The sequence below is a fragment of the Chitinophaga sp. 22308 genome, from assembly GCF_052045305.1.
GTDB classification, from domain to species: Bacteria; Bacteroidota; Bacteroidia; order Chitinophagales; family Chitinophagaceae; genus Chitinophaga; species Chitinophaga varians_A.
Genome location: NZ_JBQEOP010000002.1, coordinates 706,706 through 725,266 on the forward strand (window position 1 = coordinate 706,706; position 18,561 = coordinate 725,266).

General features: G+C 53.0%; 19 protein-coding genes. 8 read left to right on the top strand and 11 right to left on the bottom strand.

What is annotated here, in order from left to right:
* Positions 1–9: 9 nt before the first annotated feature.
* The 6 genes from ACTJJS_RS09560 to ACTJJS_RS09585 all read right to left on the bottom strand — a co-directional run bounded on the left by ACTJJS_RS09560 (position 10) and on the right by ACTJJS_RS09585 (position 4,476).
* Positions 10–582, bottom strand: a complete 573-nt coding sequence (locus ACTJJS_RS09560) for a hypothetical protein (RefSeq protein ID WP_343744137.1) — start codon at positions 580–582, stop codon at positions 10–12.
* Between the two features lie 135 nt (positions 583–717).
* Positions 718–2,028 carry a sensor histidine kinase gene (locus tag ACTJJS_RS09565; RefSeq protein ID WP_440663482.1) on the bottom strand — a complete coding sequence of 437 codons (1,311 nt, stop codon included), beginning with the start codon at positions 2,026–2,028 and terminating at the stop codon, positions 718–720.
* Between the two features lie 2 nt (positions 2,029–2,030).
* A complete protein-coding gene (locus ACTJJS_RS09570) occupies positions 2,031–2,702 on the bottom strand; it encodes a response regulator transcription factor (protein ID WP_440663483.1) in 672 nt (223 codons plus the stop codon).
* 1 nt (position 2,703) lies between these two features.
* Positions 2,704–3,582 (bottom strand): hypothetical protein, encoded by an 879-nt coding sequence (locus ACTJJS_RS09575; RefSeq protein WP_440663485.1) that lies wholly within the window; start codon positions 3,580–3,582, stop codon positions 2,704–2,706.
* Positions 3,583–3,606: 24 nt separating this feature from the next.
* Positions 3,607–3,930 carry a hypothetical protein gene (locus ACTJJS_RS09580; protein WP_440663486.1) on the bottom strand — a complete coding sequence of 108 codons (324 nt, stop codon included), beginning with the start codon at positions 3,928–3,930 and terminating at the stop codon, positions 3,607–3,609.
* A 66-nt stretch (positions 3,931–3,996) separates the two neighbouring features.
* A complete protein-coding gene (locus ACTJJS_RS09585; protein WP_440663487.1) occupies positions 3,997–4,476 on the bottom strand; it encodes a hypothetical protein in 480 nt (159 codons plus the stop codon).
* 148 nt (positions 4,477–4,624) lie between these two features.
* On the opposite strand from ACTJJS_RS09585, the gene ACTJJS_RS09590 reads away from it, so the two are divergent.
* From ACTJJS_RS09590 to ACTJJS_RS09615, 6 genes are all read left to right on the top strand, one after another.
* A complete protein-coding gene (locus tag ACTJJS_RS09590) occupies positions 4,625–5,197 on the top strand; it encodes a Crp/Fnr family transcriptional regulator (RefSeq protein ID WP_440663488.1) in 573 nt (190 codons plus the stop codon).
* 74 nt (positions 5,198–5,271) lie between these two features.
* Positions 5,272–6,471 carry a DUF418 domain-containing protein gene (locus tag ACTJJS_RS09595; RefSeq protein ID WP_440663489.1) on the top strand — a complete coding sequence of 400 codons (1,200 nt, stop codon included), beginning with the start codon at positions 5,272–5,274 and terminating at the stop codon, positions 6,469–6,471.
* A 120-nt stretch (positions 6,472–6,591) separates the two neighbouring features.
* Positions 6,592–7,164 carry a methylated-DNA--[protein]-cysteine S-methyltransferase gene (locus tag ACTJJS_RS09600; protein WP_440663490.1) on the top strand — a complete coding sequence of 191 codons (573 nt, stop codon included), beginning with the start codon at positions 6,592–6,594 and terminating at the stop codon, positions 7,162–7,164.
* 13 nt (positions 7,165–7,177) lie between these two features.
* Entirely contained in the window at positions 7,178–7,711 is a 534-nt protein-coding gene (locus ACTJJS_RS09605; RefSeq protein WP_440663491.1) for an RNA polymerase sigma factor, read from the top strand.
* Between the two features lie 36 nt (positions 7,712–7,747).
* The gene (locus tag ACTJJS_RS09610; RefSeq protein ID WP_440663492.1) at positions 7,748–8,299 is read left to right on the top strand and encodes a Crp/Fnr family transcriptional regulator; all 552 of its coding nucleotides are present in this window, start codon (positions 7,748–7,750) and stop codon (positions 8,297–8,299) included.
* A 45-nt stretch (positions 8,300–8,344) separates the two neighbouring features.
* Positions 8,345–8,923, top strand: a complete 579-nt coding sequence (locus ACTJJS_RS09615; RefSeq protein ID WP_440663493.1) for an NAD(P)H-dependent oxidoreductase — start codon at positions 8,345–8,347, stop codon at positions 8,921–8,923.
* 4 nt (positions 8,924–8,927) lie between these two features.
* Here the strand turns inward: ACTJJS_RS09615 and ACTJJS_RS09620 are convergent, their stop codons facing one another.
* The 3 genes from ACTJJS_RS09620 to nudK form a co-directional block, all read right to left on the bottom strand.
* Positions 8,928–9,299: a VOC family protein gene (locus tag ACTJJS_RS09620; protein ID WP_440663495.1), complete on the bottom strand. Its 372-nt coding sequence runs from the start codon at positions 9,297–9,299 to the stop codon at positions 8,928–8,930.
* A 78-nt stretch (positions 9,300–9,377) separates the two neighbouring features.
* A complete protein-coding gene (locus tag ACTJJS_RS09625) occupies positions 9,378–10,172 on the bottom strand; it encodes an AraC family transcriptional regulator (RefSeq protein ID WP_440663496.1) in 795 nt (264 codons plus the stop codon).
* A gap of 42 nt (positions 10,173–10,214) precedes the next feature.
* On the bottom strand, positions 10,215–10,793 hold the full coding sequence (nudK, locus tag ACTJJS_RS09630) for a GDP-mannose pyrophosphatase NudK (protein WP_440663498.1): 579 nt from the start codon (positions 10,791–10,793) through the stop codon (positions 10,215–10,217).
* A gap of 55 nt (positions 10,794–10,848) precedes the next feature.
* Between nudK and ACTJJS_RS09635 the strand changes: the two genes are divergently transcribed.
* Both ACTJJS_RS09635 and ACTJJS_RS09640 read left to right on the top strand, forming a co-directional pair.
* Positions 10,849–11,607: a DeoR/GlpR family DNA-binding transcription regulator gene (locus ACTJJS_RS09635; protein WP_440663499.1), complete on the top strand. Its 759-nt coding sequence runs from the start codon at positions 10,849–10,851 to the stop codon at positions 11,605–11,607.
* Between the two features lie 20 nt (positions 11,608–11,627).
* Entirely contained in the window at positions 11,628–15,653 is a 4,026-nt protein-coding gene (locus tag ACTJJS_RS09640; protein ID WP_440663500.1) for a DEAD/DEAH box helicase, read from the top strand.
* Between the two features lie 101 nt (positions 15,654–15,754).
* On the opposite strand, the gene ACTJJS_RS09645 is transcribed toward ACTJJS_RS09640, so the two are convergent.
* Positions 15,755–16,510, bottom strand: a complete 756-nt coding sequence (locus tag ACTJJS_RS09645; protein ID WP_343744140.1) for an SDR family NAD(P)-dependent oxidoreductase — start codon at positions 16,508–16,510, stop codon at positions 15,755–15,757.
* 15 nt (positions 16,511–16,525) lie between these two features.
* Positions 16,526–18,241, bottom strand: a complete 1,716-nt coding sequence (locus ACTJJS_RS09650; RefSeq protein WP_440663501.1) for an IlvD/Edd family dehydratase — start codon at positions 18,239–18,241, stop codon at positions 16,526–16,528.
* Positions 18,242–18,561: the final 320 nt, after the last annotated feature.

An 18,561-nucleotide genomic window follows, 5' to 3' on the forward strand; every position in this document is an offset into this window, starting at 1 on the left:
CGTATTTGTTTATACTGTTGACTTTTTAAGCAGATACCCTGGTGCCAGATAGCCGGTCAGTACGGCCACGCCCAGCAGCAAAGGGGCATACTGTTCAGGCACAAAGATACTGGTCACTGCCAAAATAAAAAACAATACACCTCCGCTGATCAGTGGCCGGAAACGTAATACCAGTCCTGTTACCAGCGTACCCGCGCCACCAATCAGCATATTACTGGTAAAAGGCTGGTTATGTTGCAGCACATTGATCAGCACAGACACCATAAAACTGATGCCCAGCACCAGCCAGAGGTTCTTCAGATAAAAACCAAGATAGGTCTGTACCGCTCCCGGCCGCGACTGATAATGCCGGAAGGAAAGAAAAATGCCTGTAGCTACCAGTACCGGAAAGGGGAGGAAAAACAGCTTAAATGAAGTGAACGTCTTCAAAATAAAAAACAGGATACAACCCGCTGCTATGAGCCAGCCCCATAGCAGGAACAAAAAACTGTGCTCCCGCGCATTTTCCCTGGTTTGGGAAATGGCTTCTGTGATGATTTTCAGCCCTTGCAGCGGCTCCAGGTGATTGTCGGTCGTTTCCATTTAGTCATCAACTTTAAATCAAATATAAATATAGTTTGTGTTACAAACCAAAATATATTTTCCAGGAGATAAAAATGATTTTTACGCTGTGGATATAATAATCTTATCGGGTGATAGTTGTTATGCGGGTCCGCATCACAACGGAAAGCGCAGGGTAAAGGTACTACCCCGGCCTACGGCGGTGTCCACGCTAATCTGTATATGATGGTACTGCGCAATGGTATGGGCGATCGCCAGGCCGAGCCCATAGCCTTCTGTCGTGTCCCGTTGTATTTTCCGGAAACGATGGAAGATGGTATCTACTTCCGGGGAGGAAATACCAATACCTGTATCACTGATGATCAGCAGATAATGGTCGGGGTGGATTTCTTCCGTTACCGCGATGCTGCCGTTTTCCCGGTTGTATTTGATGGCATTCTGCAACAGGTTGTACACTAACTGAAAGATCAGGTCATGATTGAGATGGTGCAGGATGGTTTGTGAAGAGAGGTGCATGGAAAAACGGAGGTTTTTCTCTTCCAGGCGATGGACCAGCTCCTCCATGACCTCTGTTACCAGCAGACGGGGAGAGAAAGCCTCGTTTTTAGGAAACTGATCGTTTTCTATGCGTGAAATCAGCAGCAGGGAATGAACAATTTTTTTCAGGCGCTTCAGGGTTTTCATCATGCCCTGTATGGTATGCAGCAGTGCTTCGTCTGATTCCCTTTCTACCAGGAGGTTTTCCATTTTGCTTTGCAGGATGCTGATGGGCGTCATCAGTTCATGAGATGCGTTCGAAGTAAACTCCCGTTCTTTTTCAAAGGCTTCATTGATTTTGTTCATCAGTTCCACGAGAGAGTTGTCGAGATACTGAAAGTCTGCCGTAGATGTCTTTACAGGTGGCGCCTGTGCCTTGAACGGGAAGCGCCGGTGAAGCAGCCGTGTCTGGATAATGCCTCCCAGTGGTTTTAGTAACAGCCGTGTAAATACAAGGTCGATGAGGATGGTGATGATAATGAGCCCACCTAGCACATAGAGTGCCATCCGTTGTAGCGGACGGTTGTACTGGTTGATGGTAGTTGTTTTTCTGCCTACTTCCAAAAGAAAGGACCGGTGATTGGCTTGCAGAATATGGCTAAGGACGCGATAGCTCAGGGTGTCCCCTTCCACTACCCGTTGAAGGGTGGCGATGGTGTCTGGCAGGATGGTTTTGCCGGCAGGTTCCAGTGAGATGTACTCTTCTTTGAGCATGGTATAACTGCCGTAGGTATCTTCTCCCTGGAGGTAGGAGTCGATGCCGTTTTGTTGTATTACCTGCAGCACCTTTTTCTTTTGTTCGCGCAGATAATAATCATTGTACTGATGTGCGATATCTTCTACCAACACCGGCAGCAACAGTACGAACAGCAATGCTACCGCCATTTTTGACAGTGTAATAAATAGTGTCAGTTTGGTAAAGAGTTTCACGCTCAGATTTTTATTTTATAACCTACGTGCCGGATGGTCTGTAGCCATTCTACGGTTGCATAGGACGACAATTTCTTCCGGATGTTCCTGATGTGGACATCAATATAGTTAGAATCATATTCATCATCTGCCAGATCGCCCCATATATGGTCGCTGAGCTGCATGCGTGATAATGGCCTGTTTTTATGCAACAGCATGTAACTCAGCAGGTCAAACTCTTTACGGGAGAGGGGGATCTCCGTTTGTTCGAAATACACATTTCTTTTTTGCAGGTCCACATTAAAGTCGCCGAGCGGCACCAGTACGTCCTGCAACCCGTACTTTCTCCGGGAAATGGCCTGCATGCGGGATTGCAGTTCCAGCAGGGAAAAAGGTTTAGGGAGATAGTCATCTGCCCCGAGGTCCAGGCCTTTGATGCGGTCTTCCAGTTGTCCGCGGGCAGTGAGAATGATATAGGCTGCTTCCGGGCAAAGTTTCCGTGCCCGTTGCAGCAGCTGTAGCCCGTCCATGTCCGGCAGGCCGAGGTCCAGCAATACAAAATCGTAGGCATTGTCTTCCAGCCGGACAAGGGCCTGGCTGGCGGATGCCACAAGGTCACAGTGGTATGCCTTTTTCAGAAAGGCCTCCATTTCCGTGGCGATGGATTTTTCGTCTTCGATGATTAACACCTTCATATCAGAACTGATAGTAAAAACTGCAATTCACAAATGAGTGGGTTTCGCCGGCGCCTGTGAGTGCCTTATCGCTCAGGAGGGACAGCTGGTATTCCACTTCTACCATGTAGTGCGCGCGGTTGTAGGCCAGCGGCATTTTGAGGTTGTAGGACAGCAGGTCAAACCGGGAAGCTTCTTCGGTGACTGTCTGCCGGCCGACCGGTACGCCGGGCAGCAGGGGGAGTGGCAGTCCCATTTTACTGAGCTGGAGATATTTTTCCTGTACATAGGACTGATAAAAGCGTTGCGTACCGGCCACTATGTCCAATGCTGGCGTCAACGTGATAACGTCTTTGTTTTTTATGATGCTGCCCAGTGTGATTTGTTTTTCGGTGTTAAACGTTATAAACAGGTCTTCCTGTTTACCGAATGCGTAATCTGCCTGGATACCGGTCGTCATCCAATACCGGTATTTCAGTTCAGCCGAAGCGTTGTCCGGGTTTGCGGCCTGTAGAAACTGGGAAGACCCCGGGTAAAAGGTATGACTGTAGGCTATTGTGGCGGTTAACTTCTTTCCTATCGGGAAGTTGAACCCGGCAGTGGCGCTGGTGGCAGATACTGTATTGGCTGAGTCATGCAGCAACCGGTAGGCTGTTCCGCTGAAGTAGAGGCCGAACGGAAACTGCAAAACGCCACTGGCGGCCACATAGGGCAGGGGAGTGGCAGCCGTTTGCCCGTAGTAGTTGGCATTGTTGGCGTAGAGCGCCCCAAGTGTAAACGTTGTTTTTTTCGGCGCTTCTGTCTGTGCCGTATCTGCCGGTACGCGTGCGGTATCTGTTTGCGCCTGCACAGACGTATGGCACAGCCCCGCCAGAAGGGTCAGTATTAGTGCATATCTCATGACAATATCAATATTTTTAACCCGTCAGATAAGCTTTCGGATAATGATTTTTGGTTTAATGATCCTGATTGGTTGGACTGGCAATGGAGAAGGAATAGCCATCGGTTTGATGCCGCGCCTGGATTTAGGCACTTCTTTTATTTCCGGGAGTTTTACTTCCGGAAGGACCGATGCGTCAGCTGGTTTTTCGACAGGTTTATCTGCCGGCGTACGGGCCGGCGGAATACTGTCTGTTAAAGGGGCCATATGGTCAGCGGTACTAACATGTCCATATCCATAGCCTTTTTGAGGCTGCAGCCATGTCATCGCAGACATGAGCAGGGATGCCAATATGAACCGTCTTACCATATGAACAGGATGAAGGCAGAATTTTGCCGATGTGTTGCCGGCAAAATTCTGCTTTTTCTTTTGAAATTACAATATGCCCAGGCGTGCGCCTCCGGATATTTTTGTGTTCATCCGTACCGGGGCAACCACTTTTACCGCCTGCCGGGCCGCCGCGTGTATATTGGCCTGGGCGTTGACAGCACCGCTTCCGGCTTTCAGTGTTTGTTGCCCTGCGGCTTGTATGCCTGATTGCGCACCGATGCTGCCTGCATTTAATGTTTGCTGTACAGCCGTTTGTACGCCGGCTGTTGCTTCAGTTACACGGGCACCGGCTTGTATGGCCTGCCGGGCAGACGCTTCTGCTGTTGCCGCCTGGCTGTTGCTCATACCGGCGCTGTTGCCTGTCGGTCCGGACACGGTCGCATTCATGCTGCCGCCGGCCGTCGTTTGTACGTTGCCGGGTTGCACCCCCGTAGCCATACTCCCACTGGTCTTAATGGTGGCCTGTTGCGCAAAAACTGCTCCGGAAAAGGTGAATGCTGCGAGGAACAATACTGTTGATTTCATAATAAACGGTTTTTCAGGTATTTGAATGATTGTCTGGAATCAAAAGTAGAAGGGCAAGATGAAGCGAAAATGAAAATTGGGAATTTTTTATCAGTCTGATCATGCACCTGTCAGAACGGATCTTTGGATCATTGTGTACCTTGCTGCCATGAAATACCAGGAAGCCGTTATTGAAGAACTGTTGGCCACCGCCTTTCAGGACGAGGCCCTGCGCAATGCCTACTATGAAGCGGCGCAGGAAAAAATGTTCAGAAAAGGGGACCTGCTGCTGGAACAGGGGCAGATCTGCCGTTATTGTTATACCCTGCTGTCCGGCGCTGTCAGAGGCTTCTACCTCAAAGACGGCCGGGAGGTCACCACCTCATTTTGTTTTGCCAACGATGTGGTGATGTCGCTGGAAAGCGCTACCCGCCTGACGCCCAGCCCGGAGTCATTTGAAGTGCTGGAAGACAGCCTGGTGGAAGTGGTGTCTGTAGAAAAGCTCACGCTGTTACGGACACAGTTCCCGGTACTGGAAAAAGTATGGACACTGAGCATGGAAGCCTATGCCATCTGGCTGGAGGAACGGCTGGCCAGTTTGCAGTTCGCTACGGCCAAAGAGCGCTACAGGCAATTATTGGAACGTTACCCGGAAATAGTGCGGAAGGTGCAGCTGAGCCATATAGCGTCCTATCTGGGCATTACCCTCGAGACCCTGAGCCGCATCCGGGCAAAGGGATAATTATTTGACATATATCAAACGGCGACTGGCACCGGTACCCCAATTTTGCTGCATCAAATAAAACAAGCTTATTTATGCAGTCGTCCGTATCCACCCTTCCGCTACCTGCCACCCGCCGTATAGACGCGCTGGACGCTATCAGGGGCGTGGCATTGGGTGGCATCCTGTTGGTGAACATGGGCCTTTTCGCTTTCCCGGCCCTTTATATGGCCCCTTCTGACTGGTGGCCCGGTACCACCGGCAAAATAGTGGTGCAGCTGATCAGCTTTTTCGGCGAAGGCAAGTTTGTGTCCATGTTCTCTTTCCTGTTTGGTCTCGGGTTTATACTTTTCCTGCAAAGTGCGGAAAGGAAAGGGCTGCCGCCGGTACGGCTGTTCCTGCGCCGCCTGCTGGTACTGCTGGCGATCGGCTGTATACACGCTCACCTGATCTGGTTCGGCGATGTGCTCTGTTTTTACAGCGTGCTGGGCGTGCTGTTGCTTTTCTTCAGGAAGATGTCCCCGCCTGCCTTGCTGAAATGGGCCGGGGGCCTGCTGATAGTACCGGTGGTATTATATGTGGCGACAGGCACGCTTATCGGACCGGATTTCTACAAAGCCGGCCTTTCGTATAGTGATGCGGGTTATCACGCTATCGAGGTATACCGTTCCGGCACGCTTCGGCAGATATGGGAGCAGAATGCTGCCGACCTGCTGACGGCCCGAATGGGTTACCTGATGGAAACGCCGATGATGCTGGCCATGTTCCTGCTGGGCGCCTATGCCGGCAAGAGGGGCATCTTCCGGCAGCCGGAGGCACATGAAGTGTTTATCCGGAAGGTACAGACCTGGACGGCATGGATTGGTTGGCCCCTGGTAGCTTGTTTCGCGCTGTTGGGACAGGCTGGTCCCAATACGCCATTGGGTGGCAACAGTATGATGATAAACACTTACATCGCGGGCCCTCTTATTGGTATATTTTATATCGCCACTCTCACCCGCCTGCTGCAACGGGCTCAATGGCAGCGGTGGTTGCGGCCTTTCCAGGCCGCCGGGCGCATGGCGGCCACTAACTATCTCCTGCAATCTGTTACCTGTGTCTGGATCTATTACAGTTTTGGCGGCGGACTGTATGCATATGCCAGCCCTCCCGTGTACGTGCTCATCTGGCTGCTGGTACTGGGAGGCCAACTCGCCGTCAGTTCCTGGTGGATGGACCATTTCCGCTTTGGCCCGGTAGAATGGATATGGCGGAAACTGACTTACGGTAAAGCCTATGCGATAAAAGCGGAATAACACATCCATACCGTGGACCCGCCCTCCGCTGCACGACAGGCGGAGGGCTTTTTGTACGTTGAGATATCGGCTAAATGCCCAATATCTCAAATTATCGGTAAATTGACCGATATAACAACTATGACGGAAAGTAATAACATCATATACAAAAACCAGGTGCAAACACCGTTGGGCGTCATGATTGCCGGCGCTACGGCCGAAGGCGTCTGTCTGCTGGAATTCACCGAACGCAAAATCCTGGATGCGCAATGGGCTTCCCTCCGCAGGCTGCTGAAGGCAACGGTGGTGGAAGAGGCCCATCCACATTTTGTTTTGCTGCAACAGCAACTGGACGCCTACTTCGCGGGGCAGCTGCATCATTTCTCCATACCGCTGCACATGCCGGGAACAGATTTTCAACAGGCGGTATGGCAGCTGCTGCTGGAGGTGCCTTACGGCGATGTACGGAGCTATAAACAGCAGGCCATGCTGCTGCAACGCCCCGACGCCGTGCGCGCAGTAGGGCACGCCAACGGCATGAACCGCATCTCCATTATCGTGCCCTGTCACCGCATTGTGGCCGGCAATGGCGACCTGACAGGCTACGGCGGTGGTATCTGGCGTAAAGAATGGCTGCTGGCGCACGAGGACCGCCATCAAAAAAAGTTGAAAATATCGGGTGATCAATCCCGCTTTATGGTATCAACTGGTTGATTAAATCGTTTTTATGACAACCTTTACAGATCAGGAACTCATTATACAACTGAAATCAGGCGACCGCCATGCAACGGCGGTCATCTACCGACAATATTTCCCCATGGTAGCGGCCTACGTGCAACAGCACAACGGTCACGCTGCTGACGCCGAAGATATTTTTCAGGAAGTGATGCTGGTACTGGTACAGAAAATACAAGCCCCTGATTTCGTGCTCACGGCCTCGCTCAAAACGTACCTCTACGCTATTGCCCGTAACTGCTGGTGCAAACGCCTGCGCGATGACCGCCTGCTGCTTCCCGGAACAGCGCTTCCGGAAGAAGCAGGCACGCCCGACCTCTTCCCCGAGCCGCCCGCCACCGCAAGGGTACAGGGATGGCTGGCAAGTATAACGGACAACTGCAAACGAATTTTGAAAGCGCTCTTTTTTTATCAGCAGCCTATCACGCTGCTGGCGCAAAAGATGGGCTGGAAAAATAAACATACGGCCGACAACCAGAAATACAAATGCCTGCAACAGCTGCGCAAAGCAGCCCTGGAGAAGTGACCTTCTTTATCACCCAAAAAAGACGGAACTTTGCGCATGCTGAATATATTCCGTCATTCACAATTAACAGAAGCCGACCTGGACGAACTTGACCAGGTCATGAAAACCGTACAACTCGAAAAACAGGATTATTTTATCCGGGAAGGAAACGTATGCCGGCAGCTGGCCTTTCTCAGCAAAGGCATCCTGCGCTCTTTTTATGTAAAGGACAACGGAGAAGAAATCACGGACTGTATCATGTTCGAAGGACAGCTGGTGACGGCCTATTCCAGCCTCATTACCGGCCAGCCGGCTTTTGAGAACATACAGGCCATCACGGATTGTGAACTGCAGATGGTGGACCGCGACGACCTGTACCGCCTGTACGAACACAATATCCGCTGGGCCAATACCGGCCGCACTTTCGGGGAACAGGAATTTGTGATGATGGAACAGCGCATCCGTTCTTTTCAGCAATACACGGCCAAAGAACGTTATGAGGAAATGGTACGCCGGCATCCGCGCATGATACAACAGGTGCCGTTACAATACCTCGCTTCCTACCTGGGCATTACGCCACAGCACCTGAGCCGCCTGCGAAAAAATTAACATTTGTTCAGTGCCGCCTGCTGCGCTACGGGTAGTTTTGCAGGCATGAAAAAGATATTGATCGTCAACGGTCACCCTGACCGCGAAAGCTACAACACCCAACTACAGGAAGCCTATAAAACCGGCGCGCTGCAATCCGGCGCAGACGTGACGGAAATTCATCTCGGCTCGCTGCAGTTTGACCCCAACCTGCGCTATGGCTACCGCAAAAGGATGGAGCTGGAACCAGACCTGCTGGACGCCTGGGAAAAAATTAAAGCCGCGGAGCATATTGTGTGGATCTTTCCGGTGTGGTGGGGCTCTCTGCCCGCACTGATGAAAGGGTTCTTTGACCGTCTTTTCCTGCCAGGATTTGCTTTCAGCTATCGTGAAAACAGTATGCTGATAAACAAAAAACTGAAAGGTAAAACGTCCCGCCTCATCTGTACCATGGACACGCCCGTATGGTTCCATACGTTGTATTACCAGTCCACTGGTGTACGCGCTTTCCGCAGCATGGTGCTGCGTTTCTGTGGCATCAAAATAAAAGGGACTACTTACATAGCCCCTATTAAATTCATGAAGCCCGGTGGAAAGGAAAAAGGCCTTCAAAAAGTGACCGCCCTAGGAAAGCGTTTAGCCTAGACCGTTATTTTATCGAGGTGATCCACCAGGTAATGTCATATGGATCTTTTACGCCGCAGGTCCTGCCATAGGACTGGTCGCTGAGCTCCATAACGGTGGTGGCGCCGTGGTCGAGTGCGGCCTGGTAGCTGGCATCCGCATCTTCCACGTAGATGAACAGCTGGCCCGGCGCCGGTTTCCATTGGTCCCGTGAACCACCGACCATGATGGTGCTGTCGCCGATCACCAGTTCTGCGTGCCGCACCTGTTGGTCGTCATGCAGACTGAGATGGTTCAGTTGTGCCTGAAATACCGCTTGTGTAAAGGCCAGGAACCCGTTGGCGTCTTTGATCATAAGATATGGCATCACGCTCTGATGCCCTGCCGGAATCTTCATAACAGTAGTTATTAACAGTGAAACAATACTGCGAAGCTAGTTTCAGCCGTGTTGTGAAAATTGGAAAAACGCGACATTTTAATCCATCCAGGCGGTGGCGCCGGAACTGCCGGAAAAGAAGGCTTTCGGGTGCTCTCCGGAGAACTCCCTGAAATCATGAATGAAATGCGACTGGTCGTAATAGCCGCAATCCAGCGCTATCTGCGTGAGGGACGGCGCATTGGGGCCATATAGCCGGATGGCCGCATGAAAGCGGGCGATACGGGAAAACATTTTCGGCGTAAAGCCTGCATATTGCCGGAACTGTCTTTCGAACTGGCGGGTGGACAGGTAGTGGTCCTGCGCCAGTTGTTTGACTGACATCATGCCCTGTGTTTCGATGATGGTGCGGATAGCCTGGAATACAGGCGGCTGCACATTGTCCTGTTTGGTGAGCCGTTGCTCCAGGAAGTCTTCCAGGATATCAATCCTTTGTTGATGGTTAACCGCCAGCGCGATTTTTTCTTCCAGTTGTCTGCCGGTGCCGGCCAGCAAAGTGCTGAGATCAGGCATCTGGTTGGTCAGTTCACTGGTCGGGATGTTAAAAAGCAGCGGAATAGCCTGCGGATAAAGATATACGCCGAATATGCCAAACCCGCTGTCAATATGGAATTTACGGGTAGATTGGCTTTGCCCGTGGACGCCGGCAGAGAATGAAGCGTCCCGCTTGCCATTGGACAGCAATTCATCAAATACCCCATGATAGTGGAACAATAGTTCCGGGCACATATCGGCCAGGGAATGATGCGTGTAAGGCTGATCACTCTCCAGTGCCCAATAAAATCGCACTATGCCGCTAAACCTGGCCGAGGGCGGGATGGTCTGGTATTGCATGGAACGGGCCGTTTGATGCCGGCATCCTAAAGATAAGAAAACTCAGAGCAACTGATGTAATTGCGCATATTGCAACAGCATGATCGTTTTACCATCGCGGATACGGCCGTCTGCCATCATTTGCAGCGCTTCACGGAAGGGGATTTCCAATACCTCAATTTCTTCCTGTTCATGTTCCAGTCCACCGCCATCGTTTATCTTCATAGAGCTGTCATAGGCTGCCACAAAAAAATACAGGATCTCCGTCACCGACCCCGGCGACATATAAGCTTCAAATATCTTCTTAACATCCGTAATACGGTAGCCGGTTTCTTCTTCCGCTTCCCGGCGGATACACTCTTCCGGATTGCTTTTGTCCAGCAGGCCGGCGCAGGCTTCTATCAGCATGCCGTCGGTGTTGCCATTGATAAAAGTGGGCATGCGGAACTGGCGGGTGAGGATGACGGTCTGCTGTGTCTTGTTGTACAATAAGATCACCGCGCCATTGCCACGGTCGTACGCTTCGCGGGACTGTATTTCCAGATCGCCGTTTTTTTTCAGATACTCATAGGTGACTTTTTTCAGCGTGTACCAGTTGTCAGACAGGACTGTTGTGTCAATGATTTTTACTTTGGGTGTCATAAAAATGATTATATTTGATCGAATTTGATTGTTTTGATCAAAATTAGATAAAAAAATGGGATTTCCTGAGCGAAAGCAAAAAATATTAAAACTGCTGGACCAGCACGATAACCGGGATGTACAGGAAATAGCGGACGCACTGGGTATTTCAGCGATCACTATCCGGCGTGACCTGCAGCAGCTGTCAGAGGAAGGGCTGCTGGTACGCACCCACGGCGGCGCCATGAAAGCGCCGGTGCTGCATTCATTTACCGCTTTTGCAGACAAAGCTGGCGTAGGGCAGGAGCGTAAACAACATATCGGTAAGCTGGCGGCCGCGCAGGTGAAACCGGGAGATACTATTTTCCTCGACTGCGGCAGCACGGTATTTGCCATGTGCCAGCACCTGCGCAAAACAGGACCGCTGCGGGTGATCACCAATTCCCTGCCGGTGGTGGCGGCTTTGATGGATTGTGACCAGGTAACGGTGAACCTCATCGGCGGCGAGATAGACAAAGAACGGAAGGCCATGCACGGCCAGCGGGCATTGCAGCATATCGACAGTTATCATGCCGCCAAAGCCTTCATCGGCACTGACGGACTGTCGCTGAAAAACGGGCTCACGGCCTTCAGTGAAAAAGAAGCGTCTGTCAGCAAAGCCATGGCGGCACAGGCAGACACCGTGTACCTGTTGTGCGATTCCGGCAAAATAGGGAAGGACAGCTATCTGAAATACGCGCCGCTTACCCTCTTCCATCATCTTATCACCGACCGGCAACTACCCGCCACCACAGCAGCACAGCTCAAAGCCAAAGGCGTCTCCGTCATTTCCTGAAATGCGCTACATTTGACGGTATGATCAATGAAGCCTGGTATTTGCAACGGTACCAATCCCAGTCAGACGCTGTAAGGCTGGTAATGGACGTGCTCTCCATATATCTTTACCCGTTAGACAAACATACCCTGTTTGACGCGGTGCAACTGCTCATGCCTTTCTCCCGCCCGGAGCTGGAAGATATACTGCTCGACCTGCGGGAGCAGGAGCTGTTGCAGATGAACGTGAACGGGCATTATAACCTGCCGCCCGCATTGAGTTTTCAACTGTTGCCTGCCAATATTGTACGGCCGGAATATCAGCCGGTAGTGGACCGTACCGGCCGCGCCATCCATGCGTTTTATTCTGTCAACGCCCGGTTGCAGGACCTGCAGCAGTTGCTGGTGGCATGGTTCACGGGTGACCGCTATCTGCTGTCGCCGCCTATCCGGCGAATGGAACTGGAGCTGTCCGAATACCAGCCGTGGTTGTCTTACCTGTTGTTCTTTCCGGCTTATGAAGGGCTGCTGCAATTGTTCTCCGAAACAGCGACCGACAGCATCTTCGACTTCGCGGTGAAATTTCATCTGTTGCAACTGCCGGCAATGGACGAGTTGTTGGCCCTGCAACAACGCAGTGGCAGCCAGTTTCCGGAGCTGCAATTACTGCAAGGCGATCTGCATACCGCCTTCGGTGATACCTCCGCCGATGAATTGTTTGGCAAAGCCCTGGTCACCTTGTACCAGGGACAGCCTGCCGCCGCGCTCACGGCCTTCGATAAAGGCATCAAACGGCAACGGCAGTACGACAAAAAGAACACGCTGCCGGTTTCTCCGCTGTTTGCATTTTATTATGCGCTGACATTGACGCTGCTACCGGGAGAGAAAAGTAACGCCGTGGTCCAGAAATTACTGGCCGCCTATGAACGAAAAATTTTCCCGGCCGTTACGCCCGCTATCTGCCTGCTGTACCTGCATACCGGCAGAAAAGAAAAAGCGGAGAACCTGTTGTTGTTGTTACTGGAGCGAAACGAACAGCCGCTGCTGAGTTACCTGTCGGTGATCGCGCTGCAGCTGCTGCATCCGCGCAGCAAGCTGCTGATCACTTTCCGCGTGCAGGCGGACGTATTGCTGCGCCGCGGTATGGAGCATCACTACCGGTTACTCACCTACGAATATTTATACCTCTTCCGTGATGCCGGCTATGCGGGTTATGCGCCTGCCTTTACGGCCGCCGGCGCTGTAGTGCGGTATGGGCCGGTATTGTCGCAGATGAAGATCACCGCCGACTGGGAGCGGTTGCTCAACACGCTGCTCGTCCCGGAAGATGCTGCCGGGAAGTCCAAACCTGCGCCGGTACACCGGTTGATTTACCTGGTGGATTTTAATCACTACAAACTGCAACCTGTGGTGCAAACAGCCAATGGCGACGGCACCTGGAGCAGTGGCCGCAGCGTGCCGCTGAAAAAACTGAAAGACGGCAAGGCGGAAGCCATGACCGATCAGGACCAGCGCATCAGCACCACCATTCAAAAAGACCATTACTATAACCACGACGGAGAAGCCTTTTCTTTCGATAACCGTGTATGGGAGGAACTGGCAGGGCACCCTCTGCTTTTCCTGGATGAAAACCCGGCCATACCTGTAGAGATTGTAAAAGGCATACCGGAACTAATGGTGAACTATAACGGTAAGGGTTATACGTTCACTGCCAATATCGATGATTATTCCAGTGAGCTGGTGTTTGTTAAAGAAACGCCTGTCCGGTTAAAAGTTATCCGTCTTACCCCGCAGCAGCGTAAAGTGTTGCAAACACTGTCGCAGGTGCCGGTAGTGCCGGCAGAAGGGCGGGAGAAGCTGATGCAGGTGCTGAAAAGCATTGGCGCCCACCTCACGGTGCATTCCGAACTGGGCGACGGCTCCATCAATATCCGCAAGCGTGAAGGGGATGCCCGGATTGTGATACAGCTGTTGCCTTTCGGCGCCGGTATCAAAGCGGGGCTGTTTGTGAAGCCATTCACGCTGGACCCGCCTTATTGCAAGCCCGGCGCCGGTGCGGCGCATATCATCGGCATCAGCAACGGGGAACGCTGGCAGGCCAACCGCCAGCTGGAGCTGGAGAAAGCCAACGAAACACGGCTGCTGGAACTGATACAACAGATTGTGCCGCAGGAGCTGGTGGCCGATACGCTGGTATTTGAAGACCCGGCAGACTGCCTCGAACTGCTGGACCTGATACGCGCCCATCCCGAACTGGTGCGTGCGGAATGGCCGGAAGGAGAACGTTACCAGGTAAAAGACCAGGTCAATTTCTCCCACGTCGCATTGTCGTTGAAGGAAAAAGGGCACTGGTTCCTCTGCAATGCCGAAGTACGGGTGGATGAAAACCTCGTATTGACTTTCCGGGAGCTGTTGGACACCAAACGTATTATTAAGAAACGTTTCCTTGCGTTGGACAACGGCGAATTCCTGTCACTGACGGCCGACTTACGCAAACGGCTCAACGAACTGGCGAGCGTCGCCATATCCGGCCCGCACGGGCTGGGCATTCCCCGCTACGCTGCTTCCATGTTGGACGACTGGTTGCAGGAAGCCGGTCAGGCGGAAGTGGACGAAGCCTGGGCGGCGTTTATCCGTAAACGTGACACGGCCATGGGCCTGCACCCTGAAGTGCCGGTGACCCTGCAGACCAGCCTACGTCCCTACCAGGAAGAGGGTTTCCGCTGGATGGCCCATCTGGCCGCATGGGGAGCAGGCGCCTGTCTGGCAGATGATATGGGCCTTGGCAAAACCGTACAGGCGATAGCGTTATTGCTGCACCGTGCAGAGGATGGACCGGCGCTGGTGATCTGTCCCGCTTCCGTATTGCCCAACTGGGTGAATGAAATGGCCCGTTTCGCCCCTTCGCTGAATATCATCCAGCTGCAACCGGGCAAGCGTGCGGCGCAACTGAAGGGCGTGGGCGTCCTCGACGTGGTGGTGGCCACCTATGGCATCCTGCAGCAGGAAGCCCAGCTGTTTGCCGGCGTACATTGGAGCACCGCCGTGCTGGACGAAGCCCATACCATCAAAAACTATCAGACCAAAACATCTAAGGCTGCCATGGCATTGCAGGCGGATTTCCGTCTGATGCTAACAGGAACGCCTATACAAAACCATATGGGCGAAATATGGAACCTCTTTAATTTCCTGAACCCCGGTTTGCTGGGAACGCTCGATCATTTCAATGAACAGTTTGTGTTCCCCAGCGTGCGTAATCCGGAGAGCACGGTAAAGCAGCACCTGAAGCGGTTGCTGGCGCCTTTTTTACTGCGGCGCACCAAAACGGCCGTACTGGAAGAGTTGCCGCCTAAAACGGAGATCACCCGTTTGGTAGAGCTGTCTTATGAAGAGATGTCGTTTTACGAGGCGATACGCCGCAAGGCGGTAGAGAACCTGGCCGTGCCGGAAGAAAACCTGGGCCGCCGGCAGATGAAGGCGCTGGCGGAGATCAGCCGCCTGCGCATGTCTGCCTGCCATCCGCAGCTGGTGGACGGCGAAAGCAGTATCACTTCTTCCAAACTGAATGTCTTCCTGGAGATAGCACAGGAGCTTATTTCCAACAATCACCGCGCACTGGTGTTCAGCCAGTTTGTGCGTCACCTGGAGCTGGTAAAAGACGCGCTGGTTCAACGGGGCATTACCTGCCTGTATCTCGACGGGTCTACGCCCATACCACAGCGGGAGCAGCTGGTGCGTGATTTCCAGGCCGGCAAGGGACAGCTGTTCCTGATAAGCCTCAAAGCCGGCGGGGTAGGGCTGAACCTCACCGCCGCAGACTATGTGGTACACCTGGACCCATGGTGGAACCCCGCCATCGAAGAACAGGCTTCCGACAGGGCACACCGCATCGGGCAAACAAGGCCGGTCACTATCTACCGGCTGGTAGCGCAACATACTATCGAAGAAAAAATCATCGAGCTGCATAACAGCAAACGTGACCTCGCCGATCGCCTGCTGGAAGGCAGCGACCAGTCCGGCCGCCTCTCAGCAGAGGAACTGATGGAGTTAATTACGAATTACGAATGACGAATTACGAATTAAGGGTTCTTGTATGGAAAGGTTACTCAGTAACCGCTCTATAAGGGAGTCCTTAATTCGTAATTCGTCATTCGTAATTCGTAATTGAATCAGGGTTGTGGGCTGGTACTGGTCCAGCCGCCGTCGATCACCAGGCTTTGTCCGGTGATATGCCGTGCCTGTTCTGATACCAGGAACAGTGCAGCCTGCGCAATGTCTGCTGTGGAGGCGGCGCGGCCCATGGGCGTAAGTTTTGACCAGGTGTCGGCGTAGCCCGGTTCTGACATTGTCCTTTCGGTGAGCGTGGCGCCTGGCGCTATGGTATTTACTGTTATTTTATAGGGAGATAATTCAATCACCAGGTTTTTGGCGAGCATTTCCAGCGCGGCCTTGCTCATACCATAGGCGGCGAGGTCTTTGTGTGCCTGGTGGCCCGTCACCGATGAGGTGAAGAGGATAGCGCCGCCACGTTGTTGTTTTTTCATCTGGTTTGCCGCAGCCTGTGCCAGGAAGAAGGTACCGGCCAGGTTCACCTGCATCACCCGGCTGAAGGCTTCCGGCGTATAGGTAAAGAAGTCGCCGAACAGCGTGATGCCTGCATTGGCGATGACGATATCGAGGCCGCCATACTGTACCACCGCGGCATGTACCATTTTCTGAATAAAGCTGATATCACTGGCATCGCCGGGGAAGGCAATGCACCGGCCGTTTTCTGAAGTGATGGTATTGGCTGCTGCTGCGGCCAGCGAGGCGTCCATGTCGTTGAGAATAACGGCGACGCCATTAGCCGCCAGCTGCCGGCAGATCTCGAAGCCAATGCCCTGTCCGGCGCCGGTCACGATAGCCACTTTGGATGCTGTTGTCATAACGGGAATATGTTTTTAGTGCGAGTCCCGGGTCACCTGACTACCGGAACCGCCTTTTAGGAAATCGAGGTCGGCGCCCAGGTGCGCCTGTTCCACATGTTGCTGGTATAACTGCACATAGCCTCTGTTGGCCACCGGATGTACCGGTTGCCATGCGGCCTTGCGCCGGGCAATCTCTTCCTGCGACAGGTCTGCATGAAGGCTCCGGTTGGCCACATCCAGCGTGATGATATCTCCATCGCGGAGGATGGCCAGCGTGCCGCCGGCAGCAGCTTCAGGAGACACATGCAATACCACCGTGCCGAAGCCGGTGCCGCTCATACGGCCGTCGGAGATCCGGACCATATCGGTTACCCCTTGGGCCAGTAGTTTGGCCGGTAATCCCATGTTGCCTACTTCCGGCATGCCCGGATAACCTTTGGGGCCTACGTTTTTCAGCACCAGTACACTGTTTTCGTCCACATCGAGCGCAGGATCGTCGATACGGCGTTTATAGTCGTCGATATCTTCAAACACGATGGCCGGACCGGTATGCCGCATAAGCCGCGGTGTGGCCGCTGAAGGTTTGATCACCGCGCCTTCTTCGCAGATATTGCCTTTCAGTACCACGATGCCGGATATATTATTGAACGGCGCTTCCAGCGTGGTGATGACTTCCGGGTTGTAAGCCGCGGCATGACGGTAGTTGTCGCCCACCGTTCTGCCGTTGGCCGTGAGGCAGTCTTTGTGCAGACGGGAGAGGAGCGCGTTCATCACCGCCGGCAGGCCGCCGGCGTAATACAGGTCCTCCATGAAATACATCCCTGACGGCTGTAAGTTGGCCAGCAGCGGTATATCAGCCGACCAGGTGTCTATGTCCGCCAGCGATACGTCTACGCCTATACGTCCGGCGATGGCCAGCAGATGCACCACAAAATTGGTAGACCCGCCAATGGCCGCATTGACCATAATAGCGTTCTCAAAAGCCTCCCGGGTAAGTATCTGCGACAGGCGGCGGTCTTCCCGCACCATCCTGACGATCTCCATGCCCGACAGATGGGCCAATACCTTACGTGCCGCATCAGGGGCAGGAATGGCGGCATTCTGTGGCAACGACAGGCCCAACGATTCCACCATACAGGCCATCGTAGAGGCCGTGCCCATAACAGCACAGTGGCCATCGCTGCGGCACATGCCCGCCTCGGCCATCGCCAGCTCTTCACTGGTCATTTTACCGGAGCGCAGCTCCTCGCTGAACCGCCATATATCGCTGGTGCCGATGCTTCTTCCCATATGCCTCCCCGTGAGCATGGACCCTCCGGAAACCACAATAGTGGGCAGGTCTACGCTGCAGGCGCCCATGACCAGCGCCGGTGTGGTTTTGTCGCAGCCGCAAAGCAATACCACGCCATCCAGCGGATTGGCACGGACAGATTCCTCCACGTCCATGCTGACCAGGTTGCGGTACAGCATCGCCGTCGGCTTGATCAGCGTTTCCCCCAATGACATCACCGGAAATTCCAGCGGGTAACCACCCGCTTCAATAACACCCCGTTTGACAGATTCGGCCAGCTCCCGGAAATGAGAGTTGCAGGGCGTCAGCTCCGACCAGGTGTTGCAAATGCCGATCACCGGCTTGCCTTCCAGCTCATGTGCCGGAATGCCCTGTTTTTTTAGCCAGGCGCGGTATATAAAGCCATCTTTGCCATCACGGGCAAACCACTGGCTGCTTCTTAATTTTGATGCTTCCATGCTGCTTAAAATACAAATTTTTTTCCGGGATCCCAGGGCTGAAGCCCTGGGCTACGTTTTGTTTTCATTTATGTGCAGCAATGTTTCTTAGTATAAGGTGTCTGTCAGCTGTGTGCTGTAGTGTTTTTTGTATAAAGGTGCCTTGTCAGCTTTGCATAGTCATGTTTCCTGATAAGGCGCCTGTCAGCACTTTAGGCGTGATCTAAACGTAGCCCAGGGCTTCAGCCCTGGGAAGCATGATGATTTGTTTTTCGCTGCAGCGAGGCTGCAGCATCGATTTGTGTTTAAATCGGCAGCTAATATATAATCACGTTTTCCTA

Coding starts and splice junctions, on each gene's coding strand:
- nudK (WP_440663498.1), bottom strand. CDS start 10,793: ATGACACCCAAAGTAAAAATCATTGACACAACAGTCCTGTCTGACAAC.
- ACTJJS_RS09650 (WP_440663501.1), bottom strand. CDS start 18,241: ATGGAAGCATCAAAATTAAGAAGCAGCCAGTGGTTTGCCCGTGATGGC.
- ACTJJS_RS09610 (WP_440663492.1), top strand. CDS start 7,748: ATGCTGAATATATTCCGTCATTCACAATTAACAGAAGCCGACCTGGAC.
- ACTJJS_RS09570 (WP_440663483.1), bottom strand. CDS start 2,702: ATGAAGGTGTTAATCATCGAAGACGAAAAATCCATCGCCACGGAAATG.
- ACTJJS_RS09590 (WP_440663488.1), top strand. CDS start 4,625: ATGAAATACCAGGAAGCCGTTATTGAAGAACTGTTGGCCACCGCCTTT.
- ACTJJS_RS09560 (WP_343744137.1), bottom strand. CDS start 582: ATGGAAACGACCGACAATCACCTGGAGCCGCTGCAAGGGCTGAAAATC.
- ACTJJS_RS09585 (WP_440663487.1), bottom strand. CDS start 4,476: ATGAAATCAACAGTATTGTTCCTCGCAGCATTCACCTTTTCCGGAGCA.
- ACTJJS_RS09620 (WP_440663495.1), bottom strand. CDS start 9,299: ATGAAGATTCCGGCAGGGCATCAGAGCGTGATGCCATATCTTATGATC.
- ACTJJS_RS09640 (WP_440663500.1), top strand. CDS start 11,628: ATGATCAATGAAGCCTGGTATTTGCAACGGTACCAATCCCAGTCAGAC.
- ACTJJS_RS09625 (WP_440663496.1), bottom strand. CDS start 10,172: ATGCAATACCAGACCATCCCGCCCTCGGCCAGGTTTAGCGGCATAGTG.
- ACTJJS_RS09645 (WP_343744140.1), bottom strand. CDS start 16,510: ATGACAACAGCATCCAAAGTGGCTATCGTGACCGGCGCCGGACAGGGC.
- ACTJJS_RS09635 (WP_440663499.1), top strand. CDS start 10,849: ATGGGATTTCCTGAGCGAAAGCAAAAAATATTAAAACTGCTGGACCAG.
- ACTJJS_RS09575 (WP_440663485.1), bottom strand. CDS start 3,582: ATGAGATATGCACTAATACTGACCCTTCTGGCGGGGCTGTGCCATACG.
- ACTJJS_RS09605 (WP_440663491.1), top strand. CDS start 7,178: ATGACAACCTTTACAGATCAGGAACTCATTATACAACTGAAATCAGGC.
- ACTJJS_RS09615 (WP_440663493.1), top strand. CDS start 8,345: ATGAAAAAGATATTGATCGTCAACGGTCACCCTGACCGCGAAAGCTAC.
- ACTJJS_RS09600 (WP_440663490.1), top strand. CDS start 6,592: ATGACGGAAAGTAATAACATCATATACAAAAACCAGGTGCAAACACCG.
- ACTJJS_RS09595 (WP_440663489.1), top strand. CDS start 5,272: ATGCAGTCGTCCGTATCCACCCTTCCGCTACCTGCCACCCGCCGTATA.
- ACTJJS_RS09580 (WP_440663486.1), bottom strand. CDS start 3,930: ATGGTAAGACGGTTCATATTGGCATCCCTGCTCATGTCTGCGATGACA.